General features: G+C 66.3%; 27 protein-coding genes. 9 read left to right on the top strand and 18 right to left on the bottom strand.

The features are described from left to right. The first annotated feature begins 97 nt into the window (after positions 1–97). The 4 genes from KY389_RS02375 to KY389_RS15610 all read left to right on the top strand — a co-directional run bounded on the left by KY389_RS02375 (position 98) and on the right by KY389_RS15610 (position 2,836). A complete protein-coding gene (locus KY389_RS02375) occupies positions 98–937 on the top strand; it encodes a peptidylprolyl isomerase (protein ID WP_219829189.1) in 840 nt (279 codons plus the stop codon). After that, positions 937–2,190: a bifunctional glutamate N-acetyltransferase/amino-acid acetyltransferase ArgJ gene (gene argJ, locus KY389_RS02380; protein WP_219829251.1), complete on the top strand. Its 1,254-nt coding sequence runs from the start codon at positions 937–939 to the stop codon at positions 2,188–2,190. The genes KY389_RS02375 and argJ overlap by 1 nt, the downstream gene beginning before the upstream one ends. Next, positions 2,187–2,585, top strand: a complete 399-nt coding sequence (locus KY389_RS02385) for a (deoxy)nucleoside triphosphate pyrophosphohydrolase (protein ID WP_219829190.1) — start codon at positions 2,187–2,189, stop codon at positions 2,583–2,585. Before argJ ends, KY389_RS02385 begins: the two co-directional genes overlap by 4 nt. Before the next feature lie 122 nt (positions 2,586–2,707). Beyond that, the gene (locus tag KY389_RS15610; protein ID WP_281426500.1) at positions 2,708–2,836 is read left to right on the top strand and encodes a hypothetical protein; all 129 of its coding nucleotides are present in this window, start codon (positions 2,708–2,710) and stop codon (positions 2,834–2,836) included. Between the two features lie 494 nt (positions 2,837–3,330). Here the strand turns inward: KY389_RS15610 and infB are convergent, their stop codons facing one another. The 6 genes from infB to pip all read right to left on the bottom strand — a co-directional run bounded on the left by infB (position 3,331) and on the right by pip (position 10,422). Beyond that, entirely contained in the window at positions 3,331–5,883 is a 2,553-nt protein-coding gene (gene infB / locus KY389_RS02390) for a translation initiation factor IF-2 (protein ID WP_219829191.1), read from the bottom strand. 8 nt (positions 5,884–5,891) lie between these two features. Then, the gene (locus KY389_RS02395; protein ID WP_219829192.1) at positions 5,892–6,512 is read right to left on the bottom strand and encodes an RNA-binding protein; all 621 of its coding nucleotides are present in this window, start codon (positions 6,510–6,512) and stop codon (positions 5,892–5,894) included. Positions 6,513–6,538: 26 nt separating this feature from the next. Further along, positions 6,539–8,218: a transcription termination factor NusA gene (gene nusA / locus KY389_RS02400; RefSeq protein ID WP_219829193.1), complete on the bottom strand. Its 1,680-nt coding sequence runs from the start codon at positions 8,216–8,218 to the stop codon at positions 6,539–6,541. Positions 8,219–8,224: 6 nt separating this feature from the next. Next, the gene (gene rimP / locus KY389_RS02405; RefSeq protein ID WP_219829194.1) at positions 8,225–8,842 is read right to left on the bottom strand and encodes a ribosome maturation factor RimP; all 618 of its coding nucleotides are present in this window, start codon (positions 8,840–8,842) and stop codon (positions 8,225–8,227) included. A 132-nt stretch (positions 8,843–8,974) separates the two neighbouring features. After that, positions 8,975–9,433, bottom strand: a complete 459-nt coding sequence (gene tspO, locus KY389_RS02410; protein ID WP_219829195.1) for a tryptophan-rich sensory protein TspO — start codon at positions 9,431–9,433, stop codon at positions 8,975–8,977. Then, positions 9,430–10,422 carry a prolyl aminopeptidase gene (gene pip, locus KY389_RS02415; RefSeq protein ID WP_219829196.1) on the bottom strand — a complete coding sequence of 331 codons (993 nt, stop codon included), beginning with the start codon at positions 10,420–10,422 and terminating at the stop codon, positions 9,430–9,432. Before pip ends, tspO begins: the two co-directional genes overlap by 4 nt. Before the next feature lie 56 nt (positions 10,423–10,478). On the opposite strand from pip, the gene ubiG reads away from it, so the two are divergent. Next, entirely contained in the window at positions 10,479–11,219 is a 741-nt protein-coding gene (gene ubiG, locus KY389_RS02420; protein ID WP_219829252.1) for a bifunctional 2-polyprenyl-6-hydroxyphenol methylase/3-demethylubiquinol 3-O-methyltransferase UbiG, read from the top strand. Here the strand turns inward: ubiG and KY389_RS02425 are convergent. The 4 genes from KY389_RS02425 to KY389_RS02440 are packed head-to-tail and all read right to left on the bottom strand — an operon-like array spanning position 11,216 to position 13,546. Beyond that, positions 11,216–11,686, bottom strand: a complete 471-nt coding sequence (locus KY389_RS02425; RefSeq protein ID WP_219829197.1) for a MarR family winged helix-turn-helix transcriptional regulator — start codon at positions 11,684–11,686, stop codon at positions 11,216–11,218. The genes ubiG and KY389_RS02425 overlap by 4 nt on opposite strands. Beyond that, on the bottom strand, positions 11,661–12,530 hold the full coding sequence (locus tag KY389_RS02430; protein ID WP_219829253.1) for a carbon-nitrogen hydrolase family protein: 870 nt from the start codon (positions 12,528–12,530) through the stop codon (positions 11,661–11,663). The genes KY389_RS02425 and KY389_RS02430 overlap by 26 nt, the downstream gene beginning before the upstream one ends. Positions 12,531–12,544: 14 nt before the next feature. Further along, a complete protein-coding gene (gene grxC / locus KY389_RS02435) occupies positions 12,545–12,805 on the bottom strand; it encodes a glutaredoxin 3 (protein ID WP_219829198.1) in 261 nt (86 codons plus the stop codon). A gap of 30 nt (positions 12,806–12,835) precedes the next feature. Then, positions 12,836–13,546 (bottom strand): ComF family protein, encoded by a 711-nt coding sequence (locus KY389_RS02440; RefSeq protein WP_425517134.1) that lies wholly within the window; start codon positions 13,544–13,546, stop codon positions 12,836–12,838. 43 nt (positions 13,547–13,589) lie between these two features. Between KY389_RS02440 and KY389_RS02445 the strand changes: the two genes are divergently transcribed. Continuing rightward, positions 13,590–14,429, top strand: a complete 840-nt coding sequence (locus KY389_RS02445; RefSeq protein WP_219829199.1) for a methyltransferase domain-containing protein — start codon at positions 13,590–13,592, stop codon at positions 14,427–14,429. Next, the gene (hemH, locus tag KY389_RS02450) at positions 14,426–15,454 is read left to right on the top strand and encodes a ferrochelatase (protein ID WP_219829200.1); all 1,029 of its coding nucleotides are present in this window, start codon (positions 14,426–14,428) and stop codon (positions 15,452–15,454) included. Before KY389_RS02445 ends, hemH begins: the two co-directional genes overlap by 4 nt. A gap of 48 nt (positions 15,455–15,502) precedes the next feature. Here hemH and KY389_RS02455 read toward each other — a convergent pair whose 3' ends face one another. Further along, entirely contained in the window at positions 15,503–16,102 is a 600-nt protein-coding gene (locus KY389_RS02455; protein ID WP_219829201.1) for a L,D-transpeptidase, read from the bottom strand. A 219-nt stretch (positions 16,103–16,321) separates the two neighbouring features. Between KY389_RS02455 and dalA the strand changes: the two genes are divergently transcribed. Further along, a complete protein-coding gene (gene dalA / locus KY389_RS02460) occupies positions 16,322–16,837 on the top strand; it encodes a divisome-associated lipoprotein DalA (RefSeq protein ID WP_219829202.1) in 516 nt (171 codons plus the stop codon). A 60-nt stretch (positions 16,838–16,897) separates the two neighbouring features. Here dalA and KY389_RS02465 read toward each other — a convergent pair whose 3' ends face one another. From KY389_RS02465 to hslO, 6 genes are all read right to left on the bottom strand, one after another. Beyond that, positions 16,898–17,419 carry a L,D-transpeptidase family protein gene (locus KY389_RS02465; RefSeq protein ID WP_219829203.1) on the bottom strand — a complete coding sequence of 174 codons (522 nt, stop codon included), beginning with the start codon at positions 17,417–17,419 and terminating at the stop codon, positions 16,898–16,900. Between the two features lie 63 nt (positions 17,420–17,482). Beyond that, positions 17,483–18,706 carry a class I SAM-dependent RNA methyltransferase gene (locus KY389_RS02470; RefSeq protein ID WP_219829204.1) on the bottom strand — a complete coding sequence of 408 codons (1,224 nt, stop codon included), beginning with the start codon at positions 18,704–18,706 and terminating at the stop codon, positions 17,483–17,485. Continuing rightward, complete coding sequence (locus KY389_RS02475) at positions 18,703–20,547, bottom strand: ABC transporter ATP-binding protein (protein WP_219829205.1); 1,845 nt, start codon at positions 20,545–20,547, stop codon at positions 18,703–18,705. Before KY389_RS02475 ends, KY389_RS02470 begins: the two co-directional genes overlap by 4 nt. Next, positions 20,544–21,713, bottom strand: coding sequence for a CCA tRNA nucleotidyltransferase (locus KY389_RS02480; RefSeq protein WP_219829206.1), 1,170 nt, complete (start codon positions 21,711–21,713; stop codon positions 20,544–20,546). Before KY389_RS02480 ends, KY389_RS02475 begins: the two co-directional genes overlap by 4 nt. After that, entirely contained in the window at positions 21,710–22,303 is a 594-nt protein-coding gene (locus KY389_RS02485) for an NUDIX hydrolase (protein WP_219829207.1), read from the bottom strand. Before KY389_RS02485 ends, KY389_RS02480 begins: the two co-directional genes overlap by 4 nt. Further along, a complete protein-coding gene (gene hslO, locus KY389_RS02490; protein ID WP_219829208.1) occupies positions 22,300–23,310 on the bottom strand; it encodes an Hsp33 family molecular chaperone HslO in 1,011 nt (336 codons plus the stop codon). Before hslO ends, KY389_RS02485 begins: the two co-directional genes overlap by 4 nt. 160 nt (positions 23,311–23,470) lie before the next feature. Here hslO and KY389_RS02495 point away from each other — a divergent pair, with 160 nt between their 5' ends. Further along, complete coding sequence (locus tag KY389_RS02495; protein ID WP_219829209.1) at positions 23,471–23,923, top strand: NUDIX domain-containing protein; 453 nt, start codon at positions 23,471–23,473, stop codon at positions 23,921–23,923. 6 nt (positions 23,924–23,929) lie between these two features. Here the strand turns inward: KY389_RS02495 and KY389_RS02500 are convergent, their stop codons facing one another. Then, positions 23,930–25,195 carry a PP2C family protein-serine/threonine phosphatase gene (locus KY389_RS02500; protein WP_219829210.1) on the bottom strand — a complete coding sequence of 422 codons (1,266 nt, stop codon included), beginning with the start codon at positions 25,193–25,195 and terminating at the stop codon, positions 23,930–23,932.

The following is a 25,195-nucleotide window of genomic DNA, read 5'->3' on the forward strand; positions in this document are numbered from 1 at the left end:
CGGAGTTGCTCCGGGATGTAGGCCCCGCATGGCCGAGTGTCAATGTTGGCCCGGTCCGTCGATGCGGTCCGGGCCGTGATCTGCAGGGGGTTGCGACATGCTGAAAGCGTCTTGTCTGGCACTGGCAATAGGGCTCGGGGCACTTGTGCCCGCCGCCCTGGCCGAGGAAAGCGAGGCCGACCGCGTGGTCGCCACCGTGAACGGCCAGCCGATCACCTTGGGCCAGATGATCCTGATGCGCCAGTCGATGACCGACCCGATGGCGCAGCAACTGCCCGATCAGGCGATGTGGGATCTGATGCTGGACCAGCTGATCCGCCAGACCGCCGTGGCCGAGGCCGCCCGGGACAGCGCCGGTCTGCGCGCCCAGATCGAATTGCAGCGCCGCAATGCGATGGCCACCGCCACCGTCAGTCGCCTGGCCGAGGCCGAACCCTCGGACGAGGCGATTGCGGCCGCCTATGATCGCCTGTTCGGCAATGCCGAGCCGACGACCGAATACAACGCCGCCCACATCCTGGTCGAGACCGAGGAAGAGGCTGCCGAGATCAAGGCCCTGATCGACGGCGGTGCCGATTTCGGCGACCTGGCCGAGCAGCGTTCCACCGGGCCTTCGGGGCCGAACCGCGGCGATCTGGGTTGGTTCTCGGCCGATCAGATGGTGCCGCCCTTTGCCGAGGCCGTGGCCGCGATGCAGCCGGGCGAGGTCTCTGATCCGGTGCAGACCGAATTCGGCTGGCACGTGATCCGGCTGGCGGAAACGCGCCTGCGCGAGGCGCCCGAACTGGCCGAAATCCGCGACCAGCTCGCGCAGATGGTCTTGCGCGAGACGGTCGAGACCGAGATTCAGCGACTCGTGTCCGAAGCCGATGTCCAGCGCGTCGAGGACATCGACCCTGCGCTGATCAATGACACCAGCCTGCTGGAGGCAGAGTGATGGGCAAGGCCGGCTCTTCCGTTTCGCCGCTGGCGCCTGCGCGCTTTCCCGACCTGCCGGTGATCGAGGGCGTCGAATTCGCCAGCGCCGCCGCAGGCATCAAGTATCAGGGCCGCACCGATGTCACGCTGATCCGTGTGGCGCCAGGCAGCACGCTGGCAGGGGCGTTCACGCGGTCCTCGACCCGCGCGGCTTGCGTTCTGGACAATCAGGCCAAGCTGGCCAAGGGGGGCGATGCGCCGGACGGGGCCGCGATCATCATCAATTCGGGCAATGCCAATGCCTTCACTGGTGCGCGCGGGCAGGAATCGGTCGATGCGGTGACCGGGGCTGTTGCACGGGCGCTTGGGCTGGGACAGGAGCGGGTCTTTTCGTCCTCGACCGGGGTGATCGGAGAGCCGCTGCCTCATGAGCGCATCATTGCGGTCATCGACGACCTGGTCGGTCGGCTGGATGCCGCCGGAGCCGCCGAGGCTGCGCGCGCGATCATGACCACCGACACCTTCTCCAAGGGCGCCTCGGCCGTCCTGCCGGGCGAGGGCGGCGAAATCCGCATCATGGGCATCGCCAAGGGGTCGGGCATGATCGCGCCCGACATGGCGACGATGCTCGTCTATCTGTTCACCGACGCGGCCATCCCCGCCGACCTGCTGCAACAGGCACTGAGCGCGGGGCTGGACACGACGTTCAACGCGATCACAGTGGACAGCGACACCTCGACCTCGGATGCGCTTATCCTGGCGGCGACGGGGCGCAGCAAGGCCGCGCCGATCACCAATCTGGGCAGCGCCACCGGACGGGCTTTTGTCGCGGCACTGCATGGTGTGATGCGCGAACTGGCGCATCTGGTCGTGCGCGATGGCGAAGGCGCCACGAAATTCGTCGAAATCGCCGTGACAGGCGCGCGCGATCCTGCCGACGCGCATCGCGTGGCCATGGCGATCGCCAATTCGCCATTGGTCAAGACCGCCATCGCGGGCGAGGACGCCAATTGGGGACGCATCGTCGCCGCCATCGGCAAATCGGGCGCCGAGGCCGACCGCGACCGTCTGACGATCCGCTTTGGCGACATGATCGTGGCGCGCGACGGCTGGCGCGACCCCTTCTATGACGAACAGGCAGCCAGCGCCTACATGAAGAACCAGAATCTGCGGATCGGGGTCGATCTGGGGCTGGGGCAGGGCGCGCGCACCGTCTGGACCTGCGATCTGACGCATGGCTACATCGACATCAACGCGGATTACCGCTCGTGAAGTCGGTTCTGGTCTCGGCGGTGGCGCTGATCGACGTGGATGGACGCGTCCTGCTTGCACAGCGCCCCGAGGGCAAGTCCATGGCTGGACTCTGGGAATTTCCTGGCGGCAAGGTCGAGCCGGACGAGACCCCCGAAGCCGCGCTGATCCGTGAATTGCACGAAGAACTGGGCATCGAGACCTGGTCCTCTTGCCTGGCGCCACTGACCTTCGCCAGCCATCAATATGACAATTTTCACCTGCTGATGCCGCTTTTTGCCTGCCGCAGGTGGCAAGGTATCCCGAAGCCGCGCGAGGGACAGCGGTTGGCCTGGGTCAAGGCGGCGGATTTGTCCCACTATCCGATGCCCGCTGCCGATCTTCCGCTGATTCCGATTCTGCGAATGTGGCTGTAACGTCGCACTGACCTTGGATCTCGTTCAAATGCTGCCCAATTCGTAGAAGAGTTGAATGGGTGTTTAGTGGATTTTTAACCAGTTCATGCCAACCTCACCCGGTGGGGCAGAGGAGGATTAAGATGATTCGCACCATCTCGATCAGTCGTTACATATCCATTCAGGGCGTTTTCGAGGGGACCGCCGCCGATGGAAATATCGTGGTGCGTGTTGGCAGCCGAACGTATGAAGGTCGTCCTGTCGGCAAGTGAAGGCTCGGCAAGTGAACTGCCCCGCGAAGGGCAAGAGAGCAAGGGCGGCGTGCGGGCCGCCCTTGCGCATGTCCTGCCATCGACCGTGGCTCTGCTTTCTGGCCGAAGGCGGCCTCGGATCACCCCTGTCAGATATGCCATGGCGTGACATGCCTCGGTCACACCCGATGCCCCCCTGCCTGGCATCGACGTGATCGTGCAAGGGGTTTCCTGCCTGAGGGGGAAGGCGCAAGGGCAGATTTCAGCAACCCTTCGCCCGAAGCCGACACGACTATGCCTTTGGTGTTCTGGGGCCATCCTACCCATAAGGACCAAGACCCTGATGGCGCAAGCGGGTGGAGGGCATCTTGCTCCTGCGCGGCCCTTTGGCGTGCGGGAGGCGCATCGGGATCGCGGCTCGGCCGTCGGTCATGCAGGCCAACACAAAGCCGGACCTGGACCGCAGATGAGAAAAGAGCCGCGGCACCGCGGCTCTTTTCCTGTGTCGTGACGATCTACAGCGTGCGTTCAACCTCTTCACGCTCGAAGATCTCGATGACATCGCCTTGACGGATATCGTCGTAGTTTTCGAAGGCCATGCCGCATTCCTGCCCGGATTGCACTTCCTTGACCTCATCCTTGAAGCGCTTGAGCGTCTTCAGCGTGCCTTCGTGGATCACCACGTTGTCGCGCAGCAGACGCACGCCCGCCGAGCGGCGTGCGACGCCCTCGGTGACAAGGCAGCCGGCGACCTTGCCGACGCCCGTGACCTTGAAAACCTCGCGGATCTGGGCATAGCCGATGAAGTTCTCGCGAACCTCGGCAGACAAAAGGCCCGACGCAGCGGCTTTGATGTCATCGACCAGATCGTAGATGATCGAGTAATAGCGGATCTCGACACCCTTCTGATTGGCAGAATTCCGGGCCGGCGCGTTGGCCCGCACGTTGAAGCCGATGACGGGGGCCTTGCTGGCCTCGGCCAGACCGATATCGGATTCGGTGATCGCGCCCACGCCGTAGTGAAGGACACGCACACGCACCTCGTCGTTGCCAACCTTCTCCAGCGCCTGGACGATCGCTTCGGCCGAGCCCTGCACGTCGGCCTTGACGACCACCGGCAGTTCCGCGACGTTCTGATCCGCCTTGGCCTTCGCCATCAGCTGCTCCAGCGTCGTGGCCGCGCCGGCGGCTGCGCGCCTGTCCTTGGCCTGCTGAATACGGAATGCGGCGATTTCGCGGGCCTGCGCCTCGGTCTCGACCACGTTCAGCACGTCCCCAGCCTCAGGAGTGCCGTTCAGGCCCAGCACCTCGACAGGCATGGACGGGCCGGCCTCTTCGACGCGCGCGCCCTGGTCGTTGATCAGCGCACGGACCTTGCCCCACTGCTCGCCCACGACAAAGATATCGCCACGGCGCAGGGTGCCATGCTGGACCAGAACCGTGGCAACAGGACCGCGGCCGACGTCAAGTTTCGCCTCGATCACGGCACCTTGTGCGGCGCGGTTGGGGTTCGCCTTGAGTTCCAGGATCTCGGCCTGAAGCGCGATGGCTTCCAGCAGGTTGTCGAGGCCCTGGCCGGTCTTGGCCGAAACTTCGACATCCTGCACATCGCCCGACATCGATTCGACGACCACTTCGTGCTGGAGCAGGTCGGTGCGGACCTTTTGCGGATCGGCGGTCGGCTTGTCGATCTTGTTGATTGCCACGATCATCGGGACGCCGGCGGCCTTGGCATGGTTGATCGCCTCGACCGTCTGCGGCATCACTGCGTCGTCGGCGGCCACGACCAGCACGACAATATCCGTCACCTGGGCGCCCCGCGCACGCATCGAGGTAAAGGCCGCGTGGCCCGGTGTATCGAGGAAGCAAAGCACAGCGCCGCTTTCGGTCGTCACCTGATAGGCGCCGATATGCTGGGTGATCCCGCCAGCCTCGCCGGCCACCACGTTCGCGTTGCGGATCGCATCCAGAAGCGAGGTCTTCCCGTGGTCAACATGGCCCATGATCGTGATGATCGGCGGCCGCGGGCGCAGATCCTCGGGCTTGTCCTCGACGCTGTCGATGACCTGCTCGACATCGCTGTCGCTGACGCGCACGGCGCGGTGGCCGAATTCCTCGATTACCAATTCGGCGGTATCGGCGTCGATCGCCTGGTTCATGGACACCATCATGCCCATCTTCATCAGCGCCTTGACCACGTCGGCGGCGCGTTCGGCCATCCGGTTGGCCAGTTCCGACACCACAATGGTTTCGGGCAGCTGGACATCGCGCACCTGCTTTTCGATGCGCTGGCTGCCGCCCATCGCCTTTTGACGGGCCTTGTCCTGCTTGCGTTTCATGGCGGCAAGCGATCGCTGGCGCCCGCCCTCGCTGTCAAGCGCCTGCGTGAGGGACAGCTTGCCGGTGCGGCGGTTGTCGTCACGGGCGGCCTTGCCTCGGTCGCGTTCCGAGGCGCGTTCCACTCGGTCGCGTTCGGGCTTGCGCGGCGCGCCGGTTGCCACGCCCTTGATTTCGGCACGCGAAGCGGCGGCCTCGATGGCAGCCTGATCGGGGGCGGCGGGCTTCGCATCCGAGACCGCGGGCTTCGCGCGCGGCTCGGCCTTGCGCCTGGCGGCTTCTTCGGCCTCGCGCGCGGCGCGAGCCTCTGCCTCGGCCTTGGCTTTCAGGGCTTCCTCGCGCTCGCGCTCTTCGCGGGCCTTGGCCTCGATCTCGGCGCGGCGGCGCTCACGCTCTTCCTCGCGCGCCTTTTCTTCGGCGGCGCGTCTGGCGGCATCCTCGGCCTCGCGGGCCTTGGCGGCGGCCAGCGCCTTGAGGCGGCGCTCCATCTCGGCATCCGAGATACCGGCAGGGCGTTTCGACGGATCGCCAGCCATCCGGGCGGTCAGCGGGTTCTTTTCCTTCTGCGCGTCGGTCATCTGCGTGGCGCCCGCCTTGGGCACCACGACGCGCTTGCGCTTGGTTTCGACGACCACGCTCTTGGTGCGGCCATGGCTGAAGCTTTGCTTGACCTGGCCGGAACGGCCGCTGCCGCCAAGCCCCAGGGTCTTTTTACCGTCGTTATCGCTCATCTGCGTATTCATTCCTTCCCGACGGCCGTATTGCCGCCGTCATGCCCGCGCAGACCCGTCAGTCTGCCGGCTTCCAAGATCACCTTGTCCGTCAGTCCACCCGCCGCAAGCGCGCCGTGTATGACATGATCGCGCCCAAAGGACAAACCCAATTCTGAGGCGGTCAGACAGCCGAACCAGCGTCCGCCAGTGGGCGTCCACAGCTTGCCCTTGCCCCTTTCCGACCCGTCGCTGGCCTGCAGCAGCACTTTGGCGCGCCCCTCTGCCAGCCAGCCCTTGACCTTCTCGAATCCGGCGACCGCCCGGCCGGACTTGCGCGCCAGCGAGATCAGATCGACCAGCCGCCGCGCCAGGGCCGCCTCGACCAGATCGGTCAGCCCCCCGGGCACCGTCACCGGCATACGCGCGGCGCGGGAAAACAATCCCCTGGACGCCGCGCGATCCAGCGCTGCGCGGTCGGCAGCCACCCAGATCCCGCGACCGGGCAGCTTTTCGGCCAGATCCGGCACAAGCTGACCCTCGGGGCCGACCACAAAGCGGATCAGCCCGCGTTTGGGCTGCGTCTCGCCGGTGGCGATGCAGCGCCGTTCGGGTTCGTCCCGGTCCTTGTCACGTCCGCCACGGCTCAATTGATGCATCCGTCCGGGGCGCGCGATCAGGCCCCGGCCTCCTCTTCGTCGGTTTCGCCATCTTCCTCGGCATCGGCTTCAAGCTCGGTGGGATCGACCCAGCCCAGCAGCACACGTGCCGTCATCACCATTGTCTGTGCCTCTTCCAGGCTGACGCCGAAGGGCTCCAGCAGGCCTTCGTCCTTGACGCGCTGGCCGTTCACCGTGGTCCAGCCGCCCGCCAGTTCCCAATCGGCGCAGGTGGCAAAGTCTTCCAGCGTCTTGATGCCGTCCTTGGCCAGTGCCTCGACCATCTGGGGCGTCAGGCCCTCGAATTCAATGAGACTGTCCTCGGCGCCAAGCGCGCGGGCATTGTCCAGAGCAGCCTTGTTCCGGGCTTCGAGCACGTCGCGGGCACGGGCCTGAAGCTCTTCGGCGGTGCTTTCATCCACACCTTCGATCGCCAGCAGCTCGTCCATTTCGACATAGGCGACTTCTTCCAGATCGGTAAAGCCTTCGGCCACCAGAAGCTGGGCGAAGAACTCGTCCAGATCCAGCGCTTCCATGAACAGGGCCGTGCGGGTGTTGAACTCGGCCTGACGGCGCTTGGATTCTTCTTCTTCGGTCAGAATGTCGATGTCCAGACCGGTCAGCTGGCTGGCCAGGCGCACGTTCTGACCGCGGCGGCCGATGGCAAGGCTCAGCTGCCCCTCGGGGACCACGACCTCGATCTTGCCTGCCTCCTCGTCAAAGACGACCTTGCTGACCTCGGCCGGTTGCAGCGCGTTCACAAGGAAGGTCGCCTGATCCTCATTCCAGGGGATGATGTCGATCTTTTCGCCCTGGAGTTCGCCCACCACCGCCTGGACGCGGCTGCCGCGCATCCCCACGCAGGCGCCGACCGGGTCGATCGAGTTATCATAGCTGATGACGGCAATCTTGGCGCGACTGCCCGGATCGCGGGCCACGGCCTTGATCTCGATGACACCGTCATAGATTTCGGGCACTTCCATCTTGAACAATTCGGCCATGAATTGCGGGTCGGTGCGCGACAGGAATATCTGGGGGCCGCGGTTCTCGCGGCGCACGTCCTTGACATAGGCGCGGATGCGGTCGTTCGGGCGATAGCTTTCGCGGCCGATCTTTTCGTTGCGGCGCAGGATCGCCTCGCCCCGGCCCACATCGACGATGATATTGCCGTATTCCTCGCGCTTGACGACACCGTTGATGATGGTGCCGACGCGGTCCTTGAATTCCTCGTATTGGCGATCACGCTCGGCCTCGCGGACGCGCTGCAGGATCACCTGCTTGGCCGATTGTGCGGCGATGCGGCCCAGATCGACCGGAGGCACCTGCTCCTGGAACACGTCGCCGACCTGCGGACCACCGGCGAAATCGGTGACGGCCTGACCGCCGCGCATCCAGACCGAGCGGCCATCCCTGGACGGCTCGAAGTAAGGCTTGGCCTGATCGACCGTGAACTCGGCCTGGTAATTTTCCAGCGATTCTTCCTCGACCACGGTGCGGGCGCGGGTGAAGGTGGCGTTGCCGGTCTTGCGGTCGATGCGGACGCGAATGTCCATCTCGGAGCCATAGCGGGACTTGGCGGCGCGGGCCAGGCTGTCCTCCATCGCCTCGATGACCAATTCGGGGTCGATCATCTTCTCGCGAGCAACGGCCTCGGCCGTCTGAAGCAGTTCAAGCTGGTTGGCAGAGGTGATCGCCATCGCCACTCACTCCTTGGTCTCGGCGTTCTCGGCGCCGTCATTGTCATCGGTTTCGATCGCGTCAAAGGCCGATTCGTCGAGATTCTCGATCTCGATTCCGGCTTCTTTCTTCTGACGCAGCATTTCGCGGATCAATTCGTCGGTCAGCACCAGCTTGGCATCGGCCAGAAGGTCGAAGTTCAGCCCGATCGTGTGTTCCTCGCCGTTCTCGGTGATGTTCAGCAGGACTTCCTCGCCCTCGACGCCCGCCAGGACGCCCTTGAAGCGCTTGCGCCCGTCGATCGGCTGGTTCAGGTCCAGCCGGGCCTCGTAACCCTCGAACGTGGCGAAATCCTTGAGGCGCGTCAGCGGCCGGTCGATGCCGGGGCTGGACACTTCAAGGTGGTAATTGTCCTCGATCGGATCCTCGACATCCAGCGTGGCGCTGACCATCGTGGAAATCTCGGCGCAGTCATCGACATTGATCCCGCCTTCGGGCCGGTCCACCATGATCTGCAACGTCGCCGCCTTTCCGCCCTGAAGGCGCAGGCGGACCAGTTCGTAGCCCATATCCTCGATCACTGGGGCGACAATCTCGGCCAGGCGCCGGTCGATGGCGGTCTTGGCGATCAGGTCATATGACATGGGGTCCTCTCGGATGTGAAAAAGGGGCCTTCAGCGGAGGCCCCATGCGGAAGATCCGGTGGGCAGGGTGTGGACCCCTGCACCGCTGTTGACGCTATCCTTAGCGCAAGGCCGCGCAAAAGGCAAGCCGCATCACGTGGCGCCCGCGCCGGGATTGTCGCGCATGATGCGCCAGTTCAGCCCCGTGGCCACGCCCAGCCAGCCCAGATAGGGCAGCAGCATCAGCCCTGCGATCCAGTCCAGCCGCCAGAAGGTCACGGTCATCGCCGCCACGACCACGACCAGAATGGCCATGCAGATCATCGCCAGCCCCATCCGGCGCGCCCCGAAGAACAGCGGCGTCCACAGCGTGTTCAGCGCGATCTGCGCCGACCACAGGGCCAGCGCCACGCCCGCGCCGGGCAGCACCGCGACCCGCGTGGCCGCCAGCGCCGACAGAAGGTAGATCACCGTCCAGGCCAGGGGAAAGGCCCAGTTCGGCGGCGTGAACGAAGGCTTGCGCAGCGCCGCATACCAGGGGCCGGGTCGAAAGACGATGCCCGTCGCCGCAGCGGCGCCCGAGGCCAGCAGGAAGATCGGGAACAGGATCATGCGCGCTCCTTTTCGTGATCGTCGTCTCGGATGCCGTCCATCACCCGGACCAGTTCGGCGCTGATATAGGGCTCGGACAGCGCATGGCCCGACGCCGGCACCATGATCAATTCGCAATTTTCCCAGGCCTGCGCCAGTTCCCAGGCCGAAACCGGAGGACAGACCATGTCATAGCGGCCCTGCACGATCACGGCGGGCAGATGGCGGATGCGGTCGAGGTCGCGCAGCAACTGCCCCTCGTCCAGGAAGCAGGCATTGTGGAAATAGTGATTTTCGAGCCGGGCGAAGGCGCGCGCATAATCGGTGGGCGCCCCCGAGGCGGGCGCGGATTGCAGCCCCGCCAGCGCGTTTTCCCACATCAGCCAGGGCAGGGCGTAGCGGCCCTGACGGCCCAGGTCCGGGTCGAACAGGCGCCGATGATAGGCCGCGATCATGTCGCCGCGCTCGGCCGGGGGAATGGGCTCCTGGAAGCGCGCCCACAGATCGGGAAAGAAGCGCCCCGCGCCCCCGCCGTAGAACCAGTCCAGCTCTGCCCGCGTCCCCAGGAACACGCCGCGCAGGATCAGCCCGGCCACATGTTCGGGATGCGCTTGGGCATAGGCCAGCGCCAGCGTCGCGCCCCAGCTGCCGCCGAACAGCAGCCACCGCCCGGCCATGCCTAACCGTCGCCGGATCAGCGCGATGTCGGCAATCAGATCCTGCGTCGTGTTCGCCTTGACCGAAGCCGTCGGTTGCGAGCGCCCACAACCGCGCTGGTCGAACAGGATCACCCGATAATGCGCGGGGTCGAAGAAACGCCGCATATAGGGGCTGCATCCGCCGCCCGGACCGCCATGCAGGACAAGGACCGGCCGCCCCTTGGGATTGCCACATTCCTCGACATAGAGCCTGTGACCGCCCGGCACCTCGATCATGTGGCGCGCAAAAGGCTCGGCCGCCGGATAGAGGCGACCAGGTGACGCGGTGATTTGTCCTGCCAATCGGTTCATCCTGTCACTATAAGGACAGACTGACCCGCCCGCCAGAAGGACCGCCCATGACTTCGATGTCCCAGACCAGTGCCAGCGTCGATCAGGCAGAGATCGCCAAATTCGAGGCAATGGCGGCAGAATGGTGGGATCCGAACGGCAAGTTCCGTCCGCTGCATCTGATGAACCCGCTGCGTCTGGACTATATTGCCGCGCAGATCACGGCCGAATTCGGGCGGGACGGCAAGGCGCGGATGCCTCTGGCGGGGCTCAGGCTGCTGGATATCGGCTGCGGCGGCGGGCTTGTGGCCGAGCCGATGGCGCGGTTGGGCGCCGATGTCACGGGCGCCGACGCAGCGGCGGGCAATATCGCCGTCGCGCGCCTGCACGCCGAGGCGCAGGGCATTGCCATCGACTATCGCGCGACCACGGCCGAGGCGCTGGCGGATATGGGCGAGCGCTTCGACGTGGTTCTCGCGCTCGAAATCATCGAGCATGTGAGCAACCCGGCAGGCTTTGTCGCCACCTGCCAATCCTTGTTGAAGCCAGGGGGGTTGTTGATCCTGTCCACGCTGAACCGCACCGCGCGCAGTTTCGCAGCCGCGATCATCGGGGCCGAGTGGGTCATGCGCTGGCTGCCGCGCGGCACGCATGACTGGCGGCGCTTCATCACGCCGGACGAGCTGGCCGGTCTGGTCAAGGGCGCAGGGCTGCAGGTGGCCGACCGGCGCGGCATGGTCTTCAACCCGCTGACTTTCGGCTGGCGGCTGTCGGATCGCGACCTGTCGGTAAACTACCTTCTGACCGCGCGCCGCTAGGTCTGCTGTTCAAGTCGTCGGCGCAATTCTCGCAGGACCGGCAGCGCCATGCGCACGCGGTCCACGCCGATATCGCGCACGATCCCCGCAATCGCTGGCATGAAGGCGGACAGCGCCGCATCGCGCGCCGCCCGCCCTGCCGGGCTCAGCGACACGAACTTGCGCCGCGCATCATCCCAGTCGGGGCGGATATGGATATGCCCCGCCCATTCCAGCCGCGACAGCGTGTTCGTCATGGCGCCGCGCGTGACGTGAAAGGCTTCGGCCAGCTGGGCAGGCGTGCGTTCCTCGTTCACATGCGCCAGAAGATTCAGCACCGAGAAATGCGAGATCTGCATCCCGCGCGGCAGCGCCCCTCCGATCAGGTCGCGTGACAATTGTTCGGCGATCAGCAGCTCGGCAAAGAGACTGGCGGCCAGACGGTCGGCGGCCTCGGGATGCTCAGGATTGGGCGCTTGGGACGTCATGGCCTTCGGGACCGGCAAAGGGTCGATCATGCGAGAGGGAAGGGATGCGGGACCGTGCCCTGTCAACCGCCTGAAGGTCAAGCGAAACAATCATCACGCCCGGCAGGGTTCCGGCATCGGCCAGCACCTCGCCCCATGGCGCCACGACCAGGCTGTGGCCGTAGCTGCGCCGGATGGGGCGGTCCGGGCTATGGGGTGCCGGATGGGTGCCGCATTGCGCGGGCGCCAGCACGAAACAACCGGTCTCGATCGCGCGGGCGCGCAGCAGAACCTCCCAATGGGCGGCGCCGGTGGTGGGGTTGAAGGCCGAAGGGACGGTCAGGATGCGCGCCCCCGCCTGCGCCAGCCGCCGGTAGAGATGCGGAAAGCGCAGGTCATAGCAGATGCTGAGCCCCAGCCCGATCCCATCCACATGCGCCAGAACCGCCCGGTCGCCAGGACAGTAGGCGGCGCTTTCGCGATAGGATTCCGTGTCGCTGATTGTCACGTCGAACATGTGCAGCTTGTCATAGCGCGCGACAATCCCGCCGCCCGGCGCGATCAGCAGGCTGCGATTGGCAAAGCGGCCGGCCGCGTCGTCGGTCCTCAGCGACAGTGAGCCGATCAGCAGCCAGACGCCAAGCGCCCGCGCCTCGGCGCGCAGGGCGGCCAAGGTGGAATCGTCAGCCTCGGGGCGCAGCACCCGTGCCTGATGCTTGCGATCGGGCGACAGAAGGTTCGTCGCCTCGGGCGTCAGGATCAGCCTGGCGCCCTTCGCCGCTGCCTGCCGGATCAGACCCAGCGTCGCGGGCAGATTCGCGGCCGGGTCGTCCCCGACCGTCAGCTGCACCAGTCCGACCGTCAGGGACGAGGGCAGGTTCATGCCGCGCCCTTCAGCAGCGGGTCCAGCTTGCCCGCCCGCTCCAGCGCGTAGAGGTCGTCGCAGCCGCCGACATGGGTCTGTCCGACGAAGATCTGCGGCACGGTGCGCTTGCCGCCCGCCCGCCGGGTCATCGCCTCGCGCAGCGCGGGGTCGGCGCCCACGTCGATTTCGGTGTAGCGCGCGCCTTTCTGGTCCAGCAGCGCCTTGGCGCGGTGGCAGAAGGGGCAGGTGCGGGTCGTGTAGATCTCGATGCTCATGGCGGGTCCGATGCTGTTTTCGGCCCCAATCTAGGCATCCTTGACCGCCCGCGCCAGAACCGCGACCGAGATCGAGCCAAGCCCGGCTTCGGACAGGCGCTCGGTCGCCTCGGCCAGGGTCGCGCCCGAGGCCATCACGTCGTCGATCAGCAGGACCGGCCTCCCCCGCAGGCGTGCGGCACGCGCCGCATCGACGGCCAACGCCCCCGCGACATTGGCGTGACGATCCATGACGCTGCGGTGATCCTGTCCTTCCGTGTGGCGGATACGCCTCAGAAGGCGGGGCTGGTGGTCCAGCCCGTGATGCTTTGACAAGGCTGCAGCCAGCAATTCGGCCTGATTGTATTTGCGCCGTAACATCCGCCGCAGATGCAGCGGCACGGGCACCACGATCATCTCGGGCGCGATCAGATCGGCCGCCGCCCGCGCCAGCCAGAGCCCAAGCGCGGGCGCCAGATCGGGGCGGTCGCCATGTTTCAGCGCCAGGACCAACTTGCGCGCCGTGCCGCCATAGACCAGTGCCGCGCGCCCTCTGTCCCAGGGGCGGGGCAGGCGCAGACAATCGTCGCATTGCAGGTCGGGTGCCGGATCGCCCGGCAGAGGCGCGCCGCAGCAATCGCAGCGGGTCGCGCCCACAAAGACCGCATCGGGCCAGCAGGTAGGGCACAGATGCACCGCCCCCCCGCCCTGCGCCACCGTCTCCCCGCAGGACAGGCATTGCGGCGGATAGATCAGCGCCAAGCCCGCTTTAACCGCCCTCGAAAGATGCCTATGTTCCAGCCCCATGAACAGGCCCACCGATCAACGCCCTCTTCTGACCGACCGCGCGGCCCTTGACCGCAACCGCGCCCGCGCGCGGCGGACGGGCCATGCCGATCTGTTCCACCGCATCGCCGCAGACGAGGTCGAGGATAGGCTGGCCGAGGTTAACAGGACGTTTACGGCCCCCGCCATCGTGACGGGTTTTCCTGATTTCTGGGCTGAGCGGTTTCCGCAAGCGCGGGTCGTGGCGGACGAGGACCGCCTGGATCTTGCCCCCGGCGCGCATGATCTGGTGATCCATGCACTGGCCCTGCACTGGGCCGACGACCCGGTCGGCCAGATCGTGCAGGCGCGCCGCGCGCTGCGCGAGGACGGGCTGTTCCTGGGCGTCTGCTTCGGCAACCAGACCCTGCACGAATTGCGCGCCGCCCTGGCCCAGGCCGAGGCCGAGGTGACTGGTGGCCTGTCGCCCCGCATCCTGCCCATGGGCGAGATTCGCGATCTGGGCGCGCTGCTGCAACGCGCGGGTCTGGCGCTGCCGGTGGCCGACGGCTTCAGCCAGCGCGTCAGCTACCGCGACCTGTTTCATCTGGCCCGCGACCTGCGCGCCATGGGCGAGGGCAATGCCATGGCCGCCCGCCTGCGCCGCCCCACCCGGCGCGAGGTTCTGGCCCGTGCCGCCGCCCATCTGGCCGCGCATCACCCCGACCGCGACGATCCGTCCCGTGTCGCCGTCACATTCGATCTGGTCTTTCTGACGGGCTGGGCGCCCTCGGACAGCCAGCCCAAGCCGCTGCGCCCCGGTTCGGCGCAGAGATCCCTGGCAGACGCCTTGAACGACATCAGGAAGCAACAGAAATGACCACCAGCCCTCTGCCCGCCGACCACCCCCCGGTTCTGCCTGCCAAGACCGGCATTCTGATCGCCAATCTGGGAACGCCGGACGGCTATGATTACTGGTCGATGCGCCGCTACCTGAACGAATTCCTGTCGGATCGCCGCGTCATCGACATCAACCGTCTGATCTGGCAGCCGCTGTTGCAACTGGTCATCCTGACCAAGCGGCCCTTCACCTCGGGCGCGAACTACAAGCTGATCTGGAACCACGAGGCGAATGAAAGCCCGCTGATGACGATCACCAAATCCCAGACCGAGATGCTGCGCGCCCGCGCCCATGAGGAGTGGGGCGATCAGGTCATGGTCGATTTCTGTATGCGCTACGGCAACCCCTCGACCCCGGATGTCGTGGACCGCATGGTCAAGGCGGGCTGCCGGCGGATCGTGTTCCTGCCGCTTTATCCGCAATATGCGGGTCCGACCTCGGCCACGGCGAACGACCAGCTGTTCCGGGCGCTGATGCAGCAGACCTGGCAACCCGCCATCCGCACGGTCGAGCCCTACCTGAACCGTCCCGACTATATCAAGGCCCTGGCCGATAGCGTGCGTCGCGCGCTGGGCGACAGGATTCCGCCCAAGCTGGTGGCCAGCTATCACGGGATGCCGCAGCGCTACCTGATGCAGGGCGACCCCTATCACTGCCAGTGCCAGAAGACATCACGCCTGCTCAAGGAAGAACTGGGCTGGCCCGACGGGGTGATTGACACGACCTTTCAGTCGGTCTTTGGCCGCGAGGAATGGCTGCGGCCCTACACGGTCGAACATGTGGCCGAACTGGCCAGGCAGGGCATCACCGAAATCGCCGTGATCTCGCCGGCCTTCGCCTCGGACTGCATCGAGACGCTCGAGGAGATCAACGGCGAGATCCGGGAGAGCTTTGAAGAAGCAGGGGGGCACGAATTCACCTATATCCCCTGCCTGAATGACGATCCGGCGCATATCGAGGTGATGCTGAACGTCGTGCGCGAAAACATCGTGGGCTGGGTCTGATCCGGCCAGCGACAAGCACAGGGGGCCGCAAGGGCCCCCTTGTGCGTTTCAGATGATCAGAACCTGCGTGCCGATCTTCGTCAGATCGTAAAGTTCGGCGATGTGTTCGTTGTAAAGCCCGATACAGCCGTTCGAGGACGGGCGACCGATCTTGCGCGTGTCATGGGTGCCGTGGATGCGGTAATATTGCCAGCTCAGCCACAGGGCATGGGTGCCAAGCGGATTGTCCGGTCCCGGCGGCACGAAATCCGGCCAGTCGGGGTTGCGCTCTTTCATGGCGGGGGTGGGCGCCCATGAGGGGCCCTCGACCTTGCGGATGATCTCGGTCCGGCCGGTGCGGGTGAGGTCTTCGCTGACGGGGATCGACGAGGGATAGACGCGATAGGTCTGCTGATCTTCGGACCAGAAATGCAGCGCCCGCGACTTCAGATCGCACAACACCGCGCCATTGGTCAGGTTCTGGAAATAGGGCCGCCAGTCCTGCATCCGGAAGCTCGAAATATTGTGCTGCGGCCCGGTGTTGACAGGCGCTGCCGCAGGCATCGGCTCGGCGAATTGCGCCAGCGCCGGGGCAGCCAGCCCTGCTGCGCCCATGGCCGCCACCGAGCCGATGAAGGCACGGCGGTTGAAGAAAGGTGAATTGCTCATCGTCTCATGTCCTGCGTTCGGGCACGCTCTACCGGCGTGCTTGCCGATTCCTGTGGTTCCGATCCCGAAAAAGATAGACAGCGCAGGCGATTCCGGCAATTCACCGCGCCGTCAGGCATAAGGCCGTTCTTCTTGCGCCCCTCACGCAGAGTTGGATTTGAAGCTCGCGCGCCTATTCGCTACATCTGTGCGCAGGCTGGGGCAGGAGACAGATAAAAAATGTTGAAAACAAAAGCGATTTCTGTGGTCTGCGTGCTGGTTCTGGCAGGTTGCGCGCCGCGCTACATGGCGCCGCCGGTCCAGCCGGTCGCCGCCGAGCCCGAAATTCCCGGCCAGATCAGCGAATTCGAGGCCGCTGCGATTCCGCAAAGGGTGTTGCAGCAGATCAACAGCCTGCGTGCCAACATCGCCTTGCAGCCCCTGGCGCTGAACCAGCAACTGACGGCCGCAGCCATGGCCCATTCCCGCGACATGTCTGCCCAGAACCGCGCGTGGCATTGGGGCTCGGACGGGTCTTCGCCCCTGGACCGCGTGCGCCGTCAGGGCTATCCTGGCAATCTGGTGGGCGAGAACATCTCGGAATCCTTCGAGAACGATATCCAGACGCTGGCGGCTTGGATGGGCGTGCGCGAGACACGCGACGTTATCATGGACCCTGCCGCGACGCAGTTGGGCCTTGCATGGTATCAGGAGCCGTCGGGCAAGATCTGGTGGACGCTGCTGACCGGGAACTGAGGCCCCACGCAAAAAGCCCCGCGATGACGGGGCCTTTTCGGGCACCGCGGGCAGGCCTGGTCAGGGCAGGATGATGATCGGGGTGTGGATCTGGATGGCGGCGTAGATCTCTTCCATTTCCGCGTCGCTGACGGCGATGCAGCCTGCGGTCCAGTCGCGCTGACGCGGAAAGAGGTTGTTGCCCTCGGGGCCGCGACCATGGATGAAGATGTCGCCGCCCGGATCCCGCCCATGCGCGGCGGCAAAGGCCCTGTCGCGTTCGTTCGGGTAGCTGATCCCCGCCGAGAGGTGATAGCGGCTGCGCGGATTGAAGCGGTCGATGAAATAGACGCCTTCGGGCGTCTTGCCGTCGCCCTCGAACTGCTTGTGGCCGACAGGCTGAAAGCCCAGGCTGACGTCATAGGACCGCACCACGTTCGAGCCGCTGAGCAGGTGCATCCGACGCTGGCCCTTGTTCACCTGGATCCGGGTGATCGGCGGGCCGTCATAGCGCCGGAACTTGCTGGGCTGTTGTGGAGCCCCGCAAGCCGCCAGAAAGGCAAGCATGGAAAGTGAAAAGGTACGACGGGTCGTTCTGCTCATCACTGCCTCGGGACGTGTTCTGATTTTTATGGTTTCGGGATACCATGTTTTGGACGGCAATGCCTAGCAGAGCGTTAAGGCTGCGACGATTTCGACATGGGGCGAAAAGCGGAACTGATCGACCACCGCAAGACGGGTGATCCGGTATCCCGCATCGGCCAGAATTCGCACATCGCCGGAAAAAGTGACCGGATCGCACGAAACCGAGACCACCCGGCGCACGCCCGAAGCCGCGATGTGTCGCATCTGTGCGGCCGCCCCGGCGCGCGGCGGGTCGATCACGATCGCGTCATGCCGTGCCAGTTCGTCCCCGAGCAGTGGCCTGCGGGCCAGGTCGCGCACCTCGGTCGTGACCCGGCGCAACCCCACGGCACCGCGCCAGGCCGAATCAAGCGCGGCCAGCGGAGAGGCGAGTCCCTCGACCGCATGAAGCTCGGCCTCGGCCGCCAGGGGCAGGGTGAAGGTGCCGATCCCGGCGAAAAGATCCACGATCCGCGAGGCGCCCGCGACTGCCTTGTGCACCTCGGCCAAAAGCGCGGTCTCGCCCTCGGCGGTGGCTTGCAGGAATGCTCCCGGCGGCGGGATAACCTGCGCGCGGCCCATCGGCAACAGGGGTGGTCGGCGCGTGAGCGACTGCCCGTTCCAGTCCAGCCGCGCCAGATCGCCCTCTTGCGCCAGCGCCGCCAGCGTCTGGAACAGCGCAGGCTCCATCGGCCTGCCGCCGCGCACGGCCACATCCAGCCCCGCCGGACCGTGGATCACGGTCATGCTGATCTCGGCCGAACGCGAGGCCCCCGCAACGACGATACGGCGCAGCAGCGGCAGCGCGGCGGTGATCGACGGGTGCATTACATGACATTCAGACAAATCCACGATCAGATCGGATGCACGGGCGTGAAAGCCCAGCAGCGCGCCCTTCCTGATGCGGCGTCCCGATAGCACCGCCCGCCTGCGCGAACGCAGCGGCGAGACATGCAGCGAAGGTGCAGGGGCCTCGACCCCTTGGGCCGCAAGTGCCGCCATCACGACCTGACGCTTCCATTCCGCCGTGAAGTCGTCCGAGGCATGCATCAGCGAACAGCCGCCGCAGGCGCGATAATGCGCGCAGATCGGCCGCACCCGCTCCGGCGAGGGCGTCACGATGCGCGGCGCGGCAATGCGGCCATCGACCGCCTCGCCTTCGATCTCTTCGCCCGGCAAGACAAGGGGCGCCAGCGCGCGTCCCTGATCGCCGATGGCGATGCCGTCGCCCTTGCGGCCAAGCCGCTCGATCCGCCAGCGGCTCATTCGGCGGCCTCGTCCAGCGCCAGCACGCCGCCCGATTGATGCGCCCAGTAGCGGGCATAGCGTCCGCCGGCCGCCAGCAGATCGTCATGGCGGCCCTGTTCGACGATACGGCCATCCTCGATCACGATGATGCGATCCAGTTCGGCGATGGTGGACAGGCGATGCGCGATGGCCAGCACGGTCTTGCCCTGCATGGCGCGCGACAGGGCGGTCTGGACCTGGGCCTCGACCTCGCTGTCCAGCGCGCTGGTGGCCTCGTCCAGGACCAGGATCGGCGCGTCCTTCAGGATCGCCCGAGCGAGCGCGATGCGCTGGCGCTGGCCCCCCGACAGCTTGACGCCGCGTTCGCCCAGATGCGCGTCATAGCCCGTCCGGCCCATGTGGTCGCGCAGGGGCAGGATGAAGTCATGCGCCTCGGCGGCCTTGGCGGCGGCGATGATCTGCGCCTCGGTCGCGTCGGGGCGGCCATAGCGGATGTTGTCGCGGGCCGAGCGGTTGAACATTGCGGTCTCCTGCGTGACCGTCGCGATCTGCCGGCGCAGACTTTCCTGCGTCACGCTGCGCAGATCGTGCCCGTCGATGCGGATCGCGCCGCGTTCGACATCGTATAGGCGCAGAAGCAGCGCAACCAGGGTCGATTTCCCCGCCCCCGAGGCGCCGATGATGCCGATCTTCTCGCCTGGTCGGATGGACAGCGACAGCCCCTTGATCCCCCCTTGGTCCCGGTCATAGGCGAAATGCACGTCATCGAAGGTGATCGCGCCCTGCACCCGGTCCAGTGTGATCGCGTCCGGCGCATCCGTCAGCGCATGAGGCGGCGAGAGGGTCTTCATCCCGTCTTCGACCTCGCCGATATTGCCCCACATGCCCATCAGCGCCATGCTGACCCAACCGGTCATCTGCGACAGTCGCATCGCGATCGCGCCCGAAGCCGCGACATCGCCCACCGTCGCAGCGCCCTCGCGCCACAAAAGGATCGCGCCACCCACCAGGATCACCGGCAGAATCCCCGCCACCACCATCAGCGACAGCCGGAACCAGGTCGAGACGACCCCGAAATCCAGCGCGCGTTCCCGGAAACCGGCCATCGCGCTCAAGGCCGCCTGATCCTCGTGATCGGCATGGGCGAACAGCTTGACGGTCTTGATGTTGGTAATCGTGTCCACGACCTGTCCGGTGACATTGGCCCGCGCCGAGGCCCGCGCGCCCGATTTTGCCCGGATGCGCGGCAGAAAGAAGCGGATCAGCGCGAAATAGGCGGCCAGCCAGGCCAGCAGCGCCACTGCCCCCCAGCCATCCACAGCCAGCAGGAACGCCGCCGAGCCGATGACCGAGGCCAGCGCAAAGGCCACCACGTTCACCATCTCTGACGCGACATCGGTTACGGCGCGCGCGGTCTGCATCTGCTTTTGCGCCAGCCGTCCGGCAAAGTCGTTGTCGAAGAAGGTCACCGAATGGCCCATCGTCCAGCGATGCAGCCGCGACAGGACAAGGGGCAGGACATTCGGGCCGATGATCACGTTGGAGCTGGCCGTCGAAAGGCCAAAGATTGCCGGGCGGATCACCAGAAAAAACAGCGCGAATCCCGCGACGAGGCCCCAGTTGTCAGTCCAGAACGTGCCGGGTGCGCTGCCGGCCACGGCGTCCACGACCAGCCCCAGCAGCATGGCCGAGACCACATCCGCCACCCCGCCCATTGCCGAGGCCACCGCCGCCACGCCAAGGCCCGGCCAAGCACCCGACAGGCACCAGCGGAAAAAGGCCATCAGCGTGCGCGGCGGCGGGCCGTCGGCGGGACGAAAGGCATCGACCATGCGGCCAAGGCGGGCGTGCAGGCTCATGGTGTTTCCCTGGCGGTCGGGGCGGCATTCATCGCCGCGTCGATCAGCGCGGGCACAGGCAGCGTGAAGCCCGAGGCGATCCAGGCGCCTTCGGCCGCGCGCAGGGCCTGACCGAGGGCGGGACCGGACAATCCGGGCAGGTCGGCGGCTCTGATGGGCAAGGGCGATGCCTGCGCGCGATCCAGCCGGGCGCGCCAGTCAGGGGGCAGCGTGCCGGCATGATGCAGCAACGCATGGTCCAAGGCTTCGTCGGCCTTCAGGCGATAGCCCGCCTCGTCCAGCGACCAGCCCGCGCCTGCGGCCTCGCGCAGGCGGGTCAGATGGCGCGATTCGTTGCGCGACAGGCGCAGCGCCGCGGTCGGGTCGCCCGGCACCAGCGCAGCCAGACGGCGCAGCCAGTCGGGCGCCACATCCTGGGCGTGTTCGGCCGCGACAAGGGCATCCAGCCCCTGCGGGTTCGCACCGGGAAGGATCAGGTCCAGCACCCCGGTTCGTGCCATCAGCGCGACCGAGGCACCGGGCGCACGGGCGGCCAGCAGCTTGCGCATCTCGGCGCCCACGCGTTCGGGCGCGATCCGGGTCAGCCCGTCGCGCAGGCGGGCGCAGGCCTCCAGCGCCAGAGGCTGAGCCTCATGGCCATACTGGGCGAAAAAGCGGAAAAAACGCAGGATGCGCAGGTAATCCTCGCGGATGCGGGTGTCGGGATCGCCCACGAAGCGCAGCCGCCGCGCGGCCAGATCGGGCAGGCCGCCGACTGGATCCAGCACCCGGCCCGCGCGGTCGGCGTAAAGCGCATTGATGGTAAAATCGCGCCGCGCGGCGTCCTCGGCCAGATCGGTCGAAAAGGCCACCACCGCGTGCCGGCCGTCGGTTGCCACGTCGCGGCGGAGGGTCGTGACCTCGAAGCCGCGACCCTCGGCAATCAGCGTGACGGTGCCGTGGTCGATCCCGGTCGGCACAGCGCGCAAGCCCGCCGCCTGCGCCAGCGCGACGACCGTTTCGGGCAGGGCGTCGGTGGCGATGTCGATGTCGCTGACGGGCTCGTCCAGAAGTGCGTTGCGGATGGCGCCGCCCACCAGCCAGGCGCGCGCGCCGCCGGCCTCCAGCGCGTCGAGAACCTGGATCAAGGCAGCATCGTCCAGGATAGAGGATGGCAGCTGCGTCACGGCCGTAGCCTTTCCGCCAGACCCAGAAGCATCCGCGCCGTGGCGCCCCACAGATAATAGGGCCCGAAAGGCGCGACGTGATAGGCCCGCCAATCGCCCCGCCAGCGCCGTTTTTCGACGCGGTATCGGGCAGGATCGGCGATATGCGCAAAGGGCAGGGTGAAGACCTCGTCAACCTCTGCGGTCTCGGGGATCGGGATGAAATCGCCCGCGACCAGCGCCACGACGGGCAGGACGGCAAAGCCCGTCACCGTGCGGTGCGGAGGCAGGGCGCCCAGAATCCGGACCTGCGCGGGGCCCAGCCCGATTTCCTCGCGCGCCTCGCGCAGGGCGGCCGCGGTCTCGTCGGGATCGGTCGGGTCCAGCTTGCCGCCGGGCAGGGCGATCTGGCCGGGATGATGCCGCAAACCCGAGGCGCGCTTGGTCAGGATCAGGCGACCGTCGGTTTCGTAAAAGCCTGCCAGCACCCCCGCCCGCCGCAGCGTGCCCGAAGGGGGCACCACGCCGGGATTGAGGTCGTAATCCGAACTTGGCTGCGCCTCGCGCGTCAGCGCAAGGCGCAGCAGGTCGGGCGACCAGCGAGGGCTCATGCCCTGTCCGTCATGGCGCTGCCGCTTGCATCCACCGTGGCCTCGAACCCCAGACTGCGAGGATCGAATTCGTAATGCGCCCCGCAGAACTGACAATCGGCAGTCACGATGCCGTCCGGAGTGGTCATGTGTCCGATATCCTTGGCCGAATAGATCGAGAGCATATCGCGCACCCGATCGGCCGTGCAGGAACAGCCGAACACGACGGGCTGCGCGTCATAGACGCGTGGCTCTTCCTCGTGAAACAGGCGCAACAGCAGGTCCGTGGGGCCGACCGAGGGGCCAATCAGCTCCAGAGTTTCGACCGTGTCCAGCAGCATGTTGGCGCGGTTCCAATCCTCGGATTCGGCACCTTGCAGGATGTCGGCGGCCTCGATCAGCCCCCCCTCGCCGCTGCCGCCCTCGGCCGGAGGGCGGGGCTGCGCGGGAAGGGTCTGCAGCATGACGCCGCCCGCCCGCCAAGCCGGCGCTGCGCCCGCCTGACGTGACAGACCCGAGGCCAGCTGAAACCGCGTCGGAATCTGTTCGGACTGCGCGAAGTAGGTCTGCGCACAGGCCGACAGGCTTCCCCCCGCCAGCGGTGTGATGCCCTGATAGGGTGTGTTGCCTGCACCCTGGTCGATCAGGATGGCGAAATATCCCTCGCCGATCTGCTCGAAGGGGGGGCGCGCGTCCAGCCTTTCGGCGTCAAAGCTGGCCCAGGCCCGGATGCGGGCGGGCGACCGGTCGTCCGCGGGGGCGTAGTAGTCGGCGGCCAAGGTGCGAATCGCGCCATTGCCGCGCACCTGCAGGCTGAGCTTCCAGCGCAGCTTGATCATCGGCCCTATCAAGGCGGTCAACAACGCCAGCTCGGCCACCAGAGCGCTGACACTTGCCGGGTAATCGTGGCGGGTCAGGATATGGTCGAGAACCCCGTCCAGCCGCGCCACACGCCCGCGGATGTCCGAGCGGTCAAGCTGGAAGGGCAGAACCGTGTCATCCCAGGCGATCTGGTTGATCTTGTGCATCATCTTTCCTTGAAGCGTCTGGCCCCGTCGCCGCAGCGGGTCCGGCCGGGCTGTTCGCGCCCCAATATAGGCGTTTTTGCACGAAGCCCAAGGGCAGGCGATGGCTTCCCCGCTTGCGGCGCTCTTGCTATGGCGGGGCTGCACAGCGACAGGTGACGCGATGACCCCCCGTTTCGGACAGCCTCCCCGTGGCCGGATCGCCTATCGGCGCAGGCCAGGCGTCTATGCCGTGCTGTGGCGCGAGGGGCGGCTGCTGCTGACCCACCAAACCGCGCCAGAGCCGGAATTCCAGCTGCCTGGAGGCGGCATCGACCCCGGCGAATCGCCTCTGCGCGCGCTGCACCGCGAGGTGCTGGAGGAGACCGGCTACAGCATCGAGGGCGCCCGCCTGCTGGGCCGTTACCGCCGCTTTTGCTATATGCCCGATTACGGCATTCATGCCGAGAAACTCTGCGCGGTCTGGATGGCGCGTCCTGTCCTGCGCCGGTCGGACCCGACCGAGCCAGGCCACAGCGCCCACTGGGTTGCCCCGTCTGACGCAATGGAACTGCTGGTCGATCCCGGATCGCGCCAGATGCTGCGCCGTGCCCTGCGCCAGCCTGGCGTCATTTGAGGCGTCTTACGGACCATCCGCGCGCATCTCCAGCAGCAGGGCGGACATGTCGTCCAGCCGCTCGCCCCGGCAATATTCCGAAACCGACCAGGCCATGGATTCGAGAAATGCCACCCCGCCCAGGAATGCGTTAGTGCGCATGATCGCCTCGATCCCGTCATCGCCCAGAAGCCGGCCGTTTGGCGCGCTGGCCTCGGTGATCCCGTCCGAGGTGATCAGCAGCCGGTCGCCTGGCTTCATCCTCACCGTGAACTCGTCAAAGACGGGTCGTTCAAGGACGCCCACGGGCATTCCGCCCTTGCCCAGACGCTGGATGCTGCCATCGGCACGTTGCAGAACCGGATGAGGATGGCCCGCCTGCACCATCCGCAGTTTTCCCGTCCGATGATTCAGGTCGCCATAGATCATCGTGAAGTAGCTGTCGGTGTTCATCTCTTCAAGCATCATCGTGTTGAAGAAATGCGCCAGCCCGCCCGGCGTGACCGCATCCGCGCCGCTTTGCGCGCCACGCAGCGCGACGTTCTGGTCTGGCGAACCTGACAGATGCACCGAAAGCTGCGCCGTCAGCAGCGCGGCAGTCACGCCATGCCCCGATACGTCCAGCGCGAAAAGACCGATGCGCTGATCGGTGATCGGAAAGAAGCCGACGAGGTCGCCGCCGATATGGCCCGAGGGACGCAGCAGCAACGACACCTCGGCCATGCCGAAGCGCCCCACCCTTTCGCGCACCAGCCCCTGTTGCAGCTTGCGCGCCTCGCGCAGGTCGCGTTCCATGGCGGCCTGCGTCTGGGACAGGCGTTCCATCGCGCTGCGAAGCTGGGCATTGCTGGCGTTCAGCTCTTCCTCGATACGCAGAAGTCTTTCGCCAGCGGCCAGCCGCGCCCGCAGCGCCATGGGCGCCACAGGCTTGGTCAGGATGTCATCGACCCCCTCGCGCAGCCCCGCCTGCATCTCGGCATCGCTGCCATCCGATGATATCAGAACGAAATAGCCGTGGCTCTGCCGTTCCGTCCGGCGAAAGGCGGCACAGAGCGACAGGCCGCTCATATCCGGCAGCGCGCGGTCGGCCAGCACAATGTCCGGCGCGCGCGCAAGGCATAATTCCAGCGCATCAGCGCCAGTCAAGGCTTCGATGATCTCGTATCCGTCGTGCAGCAGGATCGCCGCCAGTTCGGCCTGTTCGGCGGGGTCGGGGACGACCAGCAAGACCGTCCGCCGCAAGGGTGCGGGCGCGATCACTGTGGCAGGGGCGGTGCGTTTCGCGGCTTTCAT

The organism is Paracoccus bogoriensis (assembly GCF_019431455.1).
GTDB lineage: Bacteria > Pseudomonadota > Alphaproteobacteria > Rhodobacterales > Rhodobacteraceae > Paracoccus > Paracoccus bogoriensis.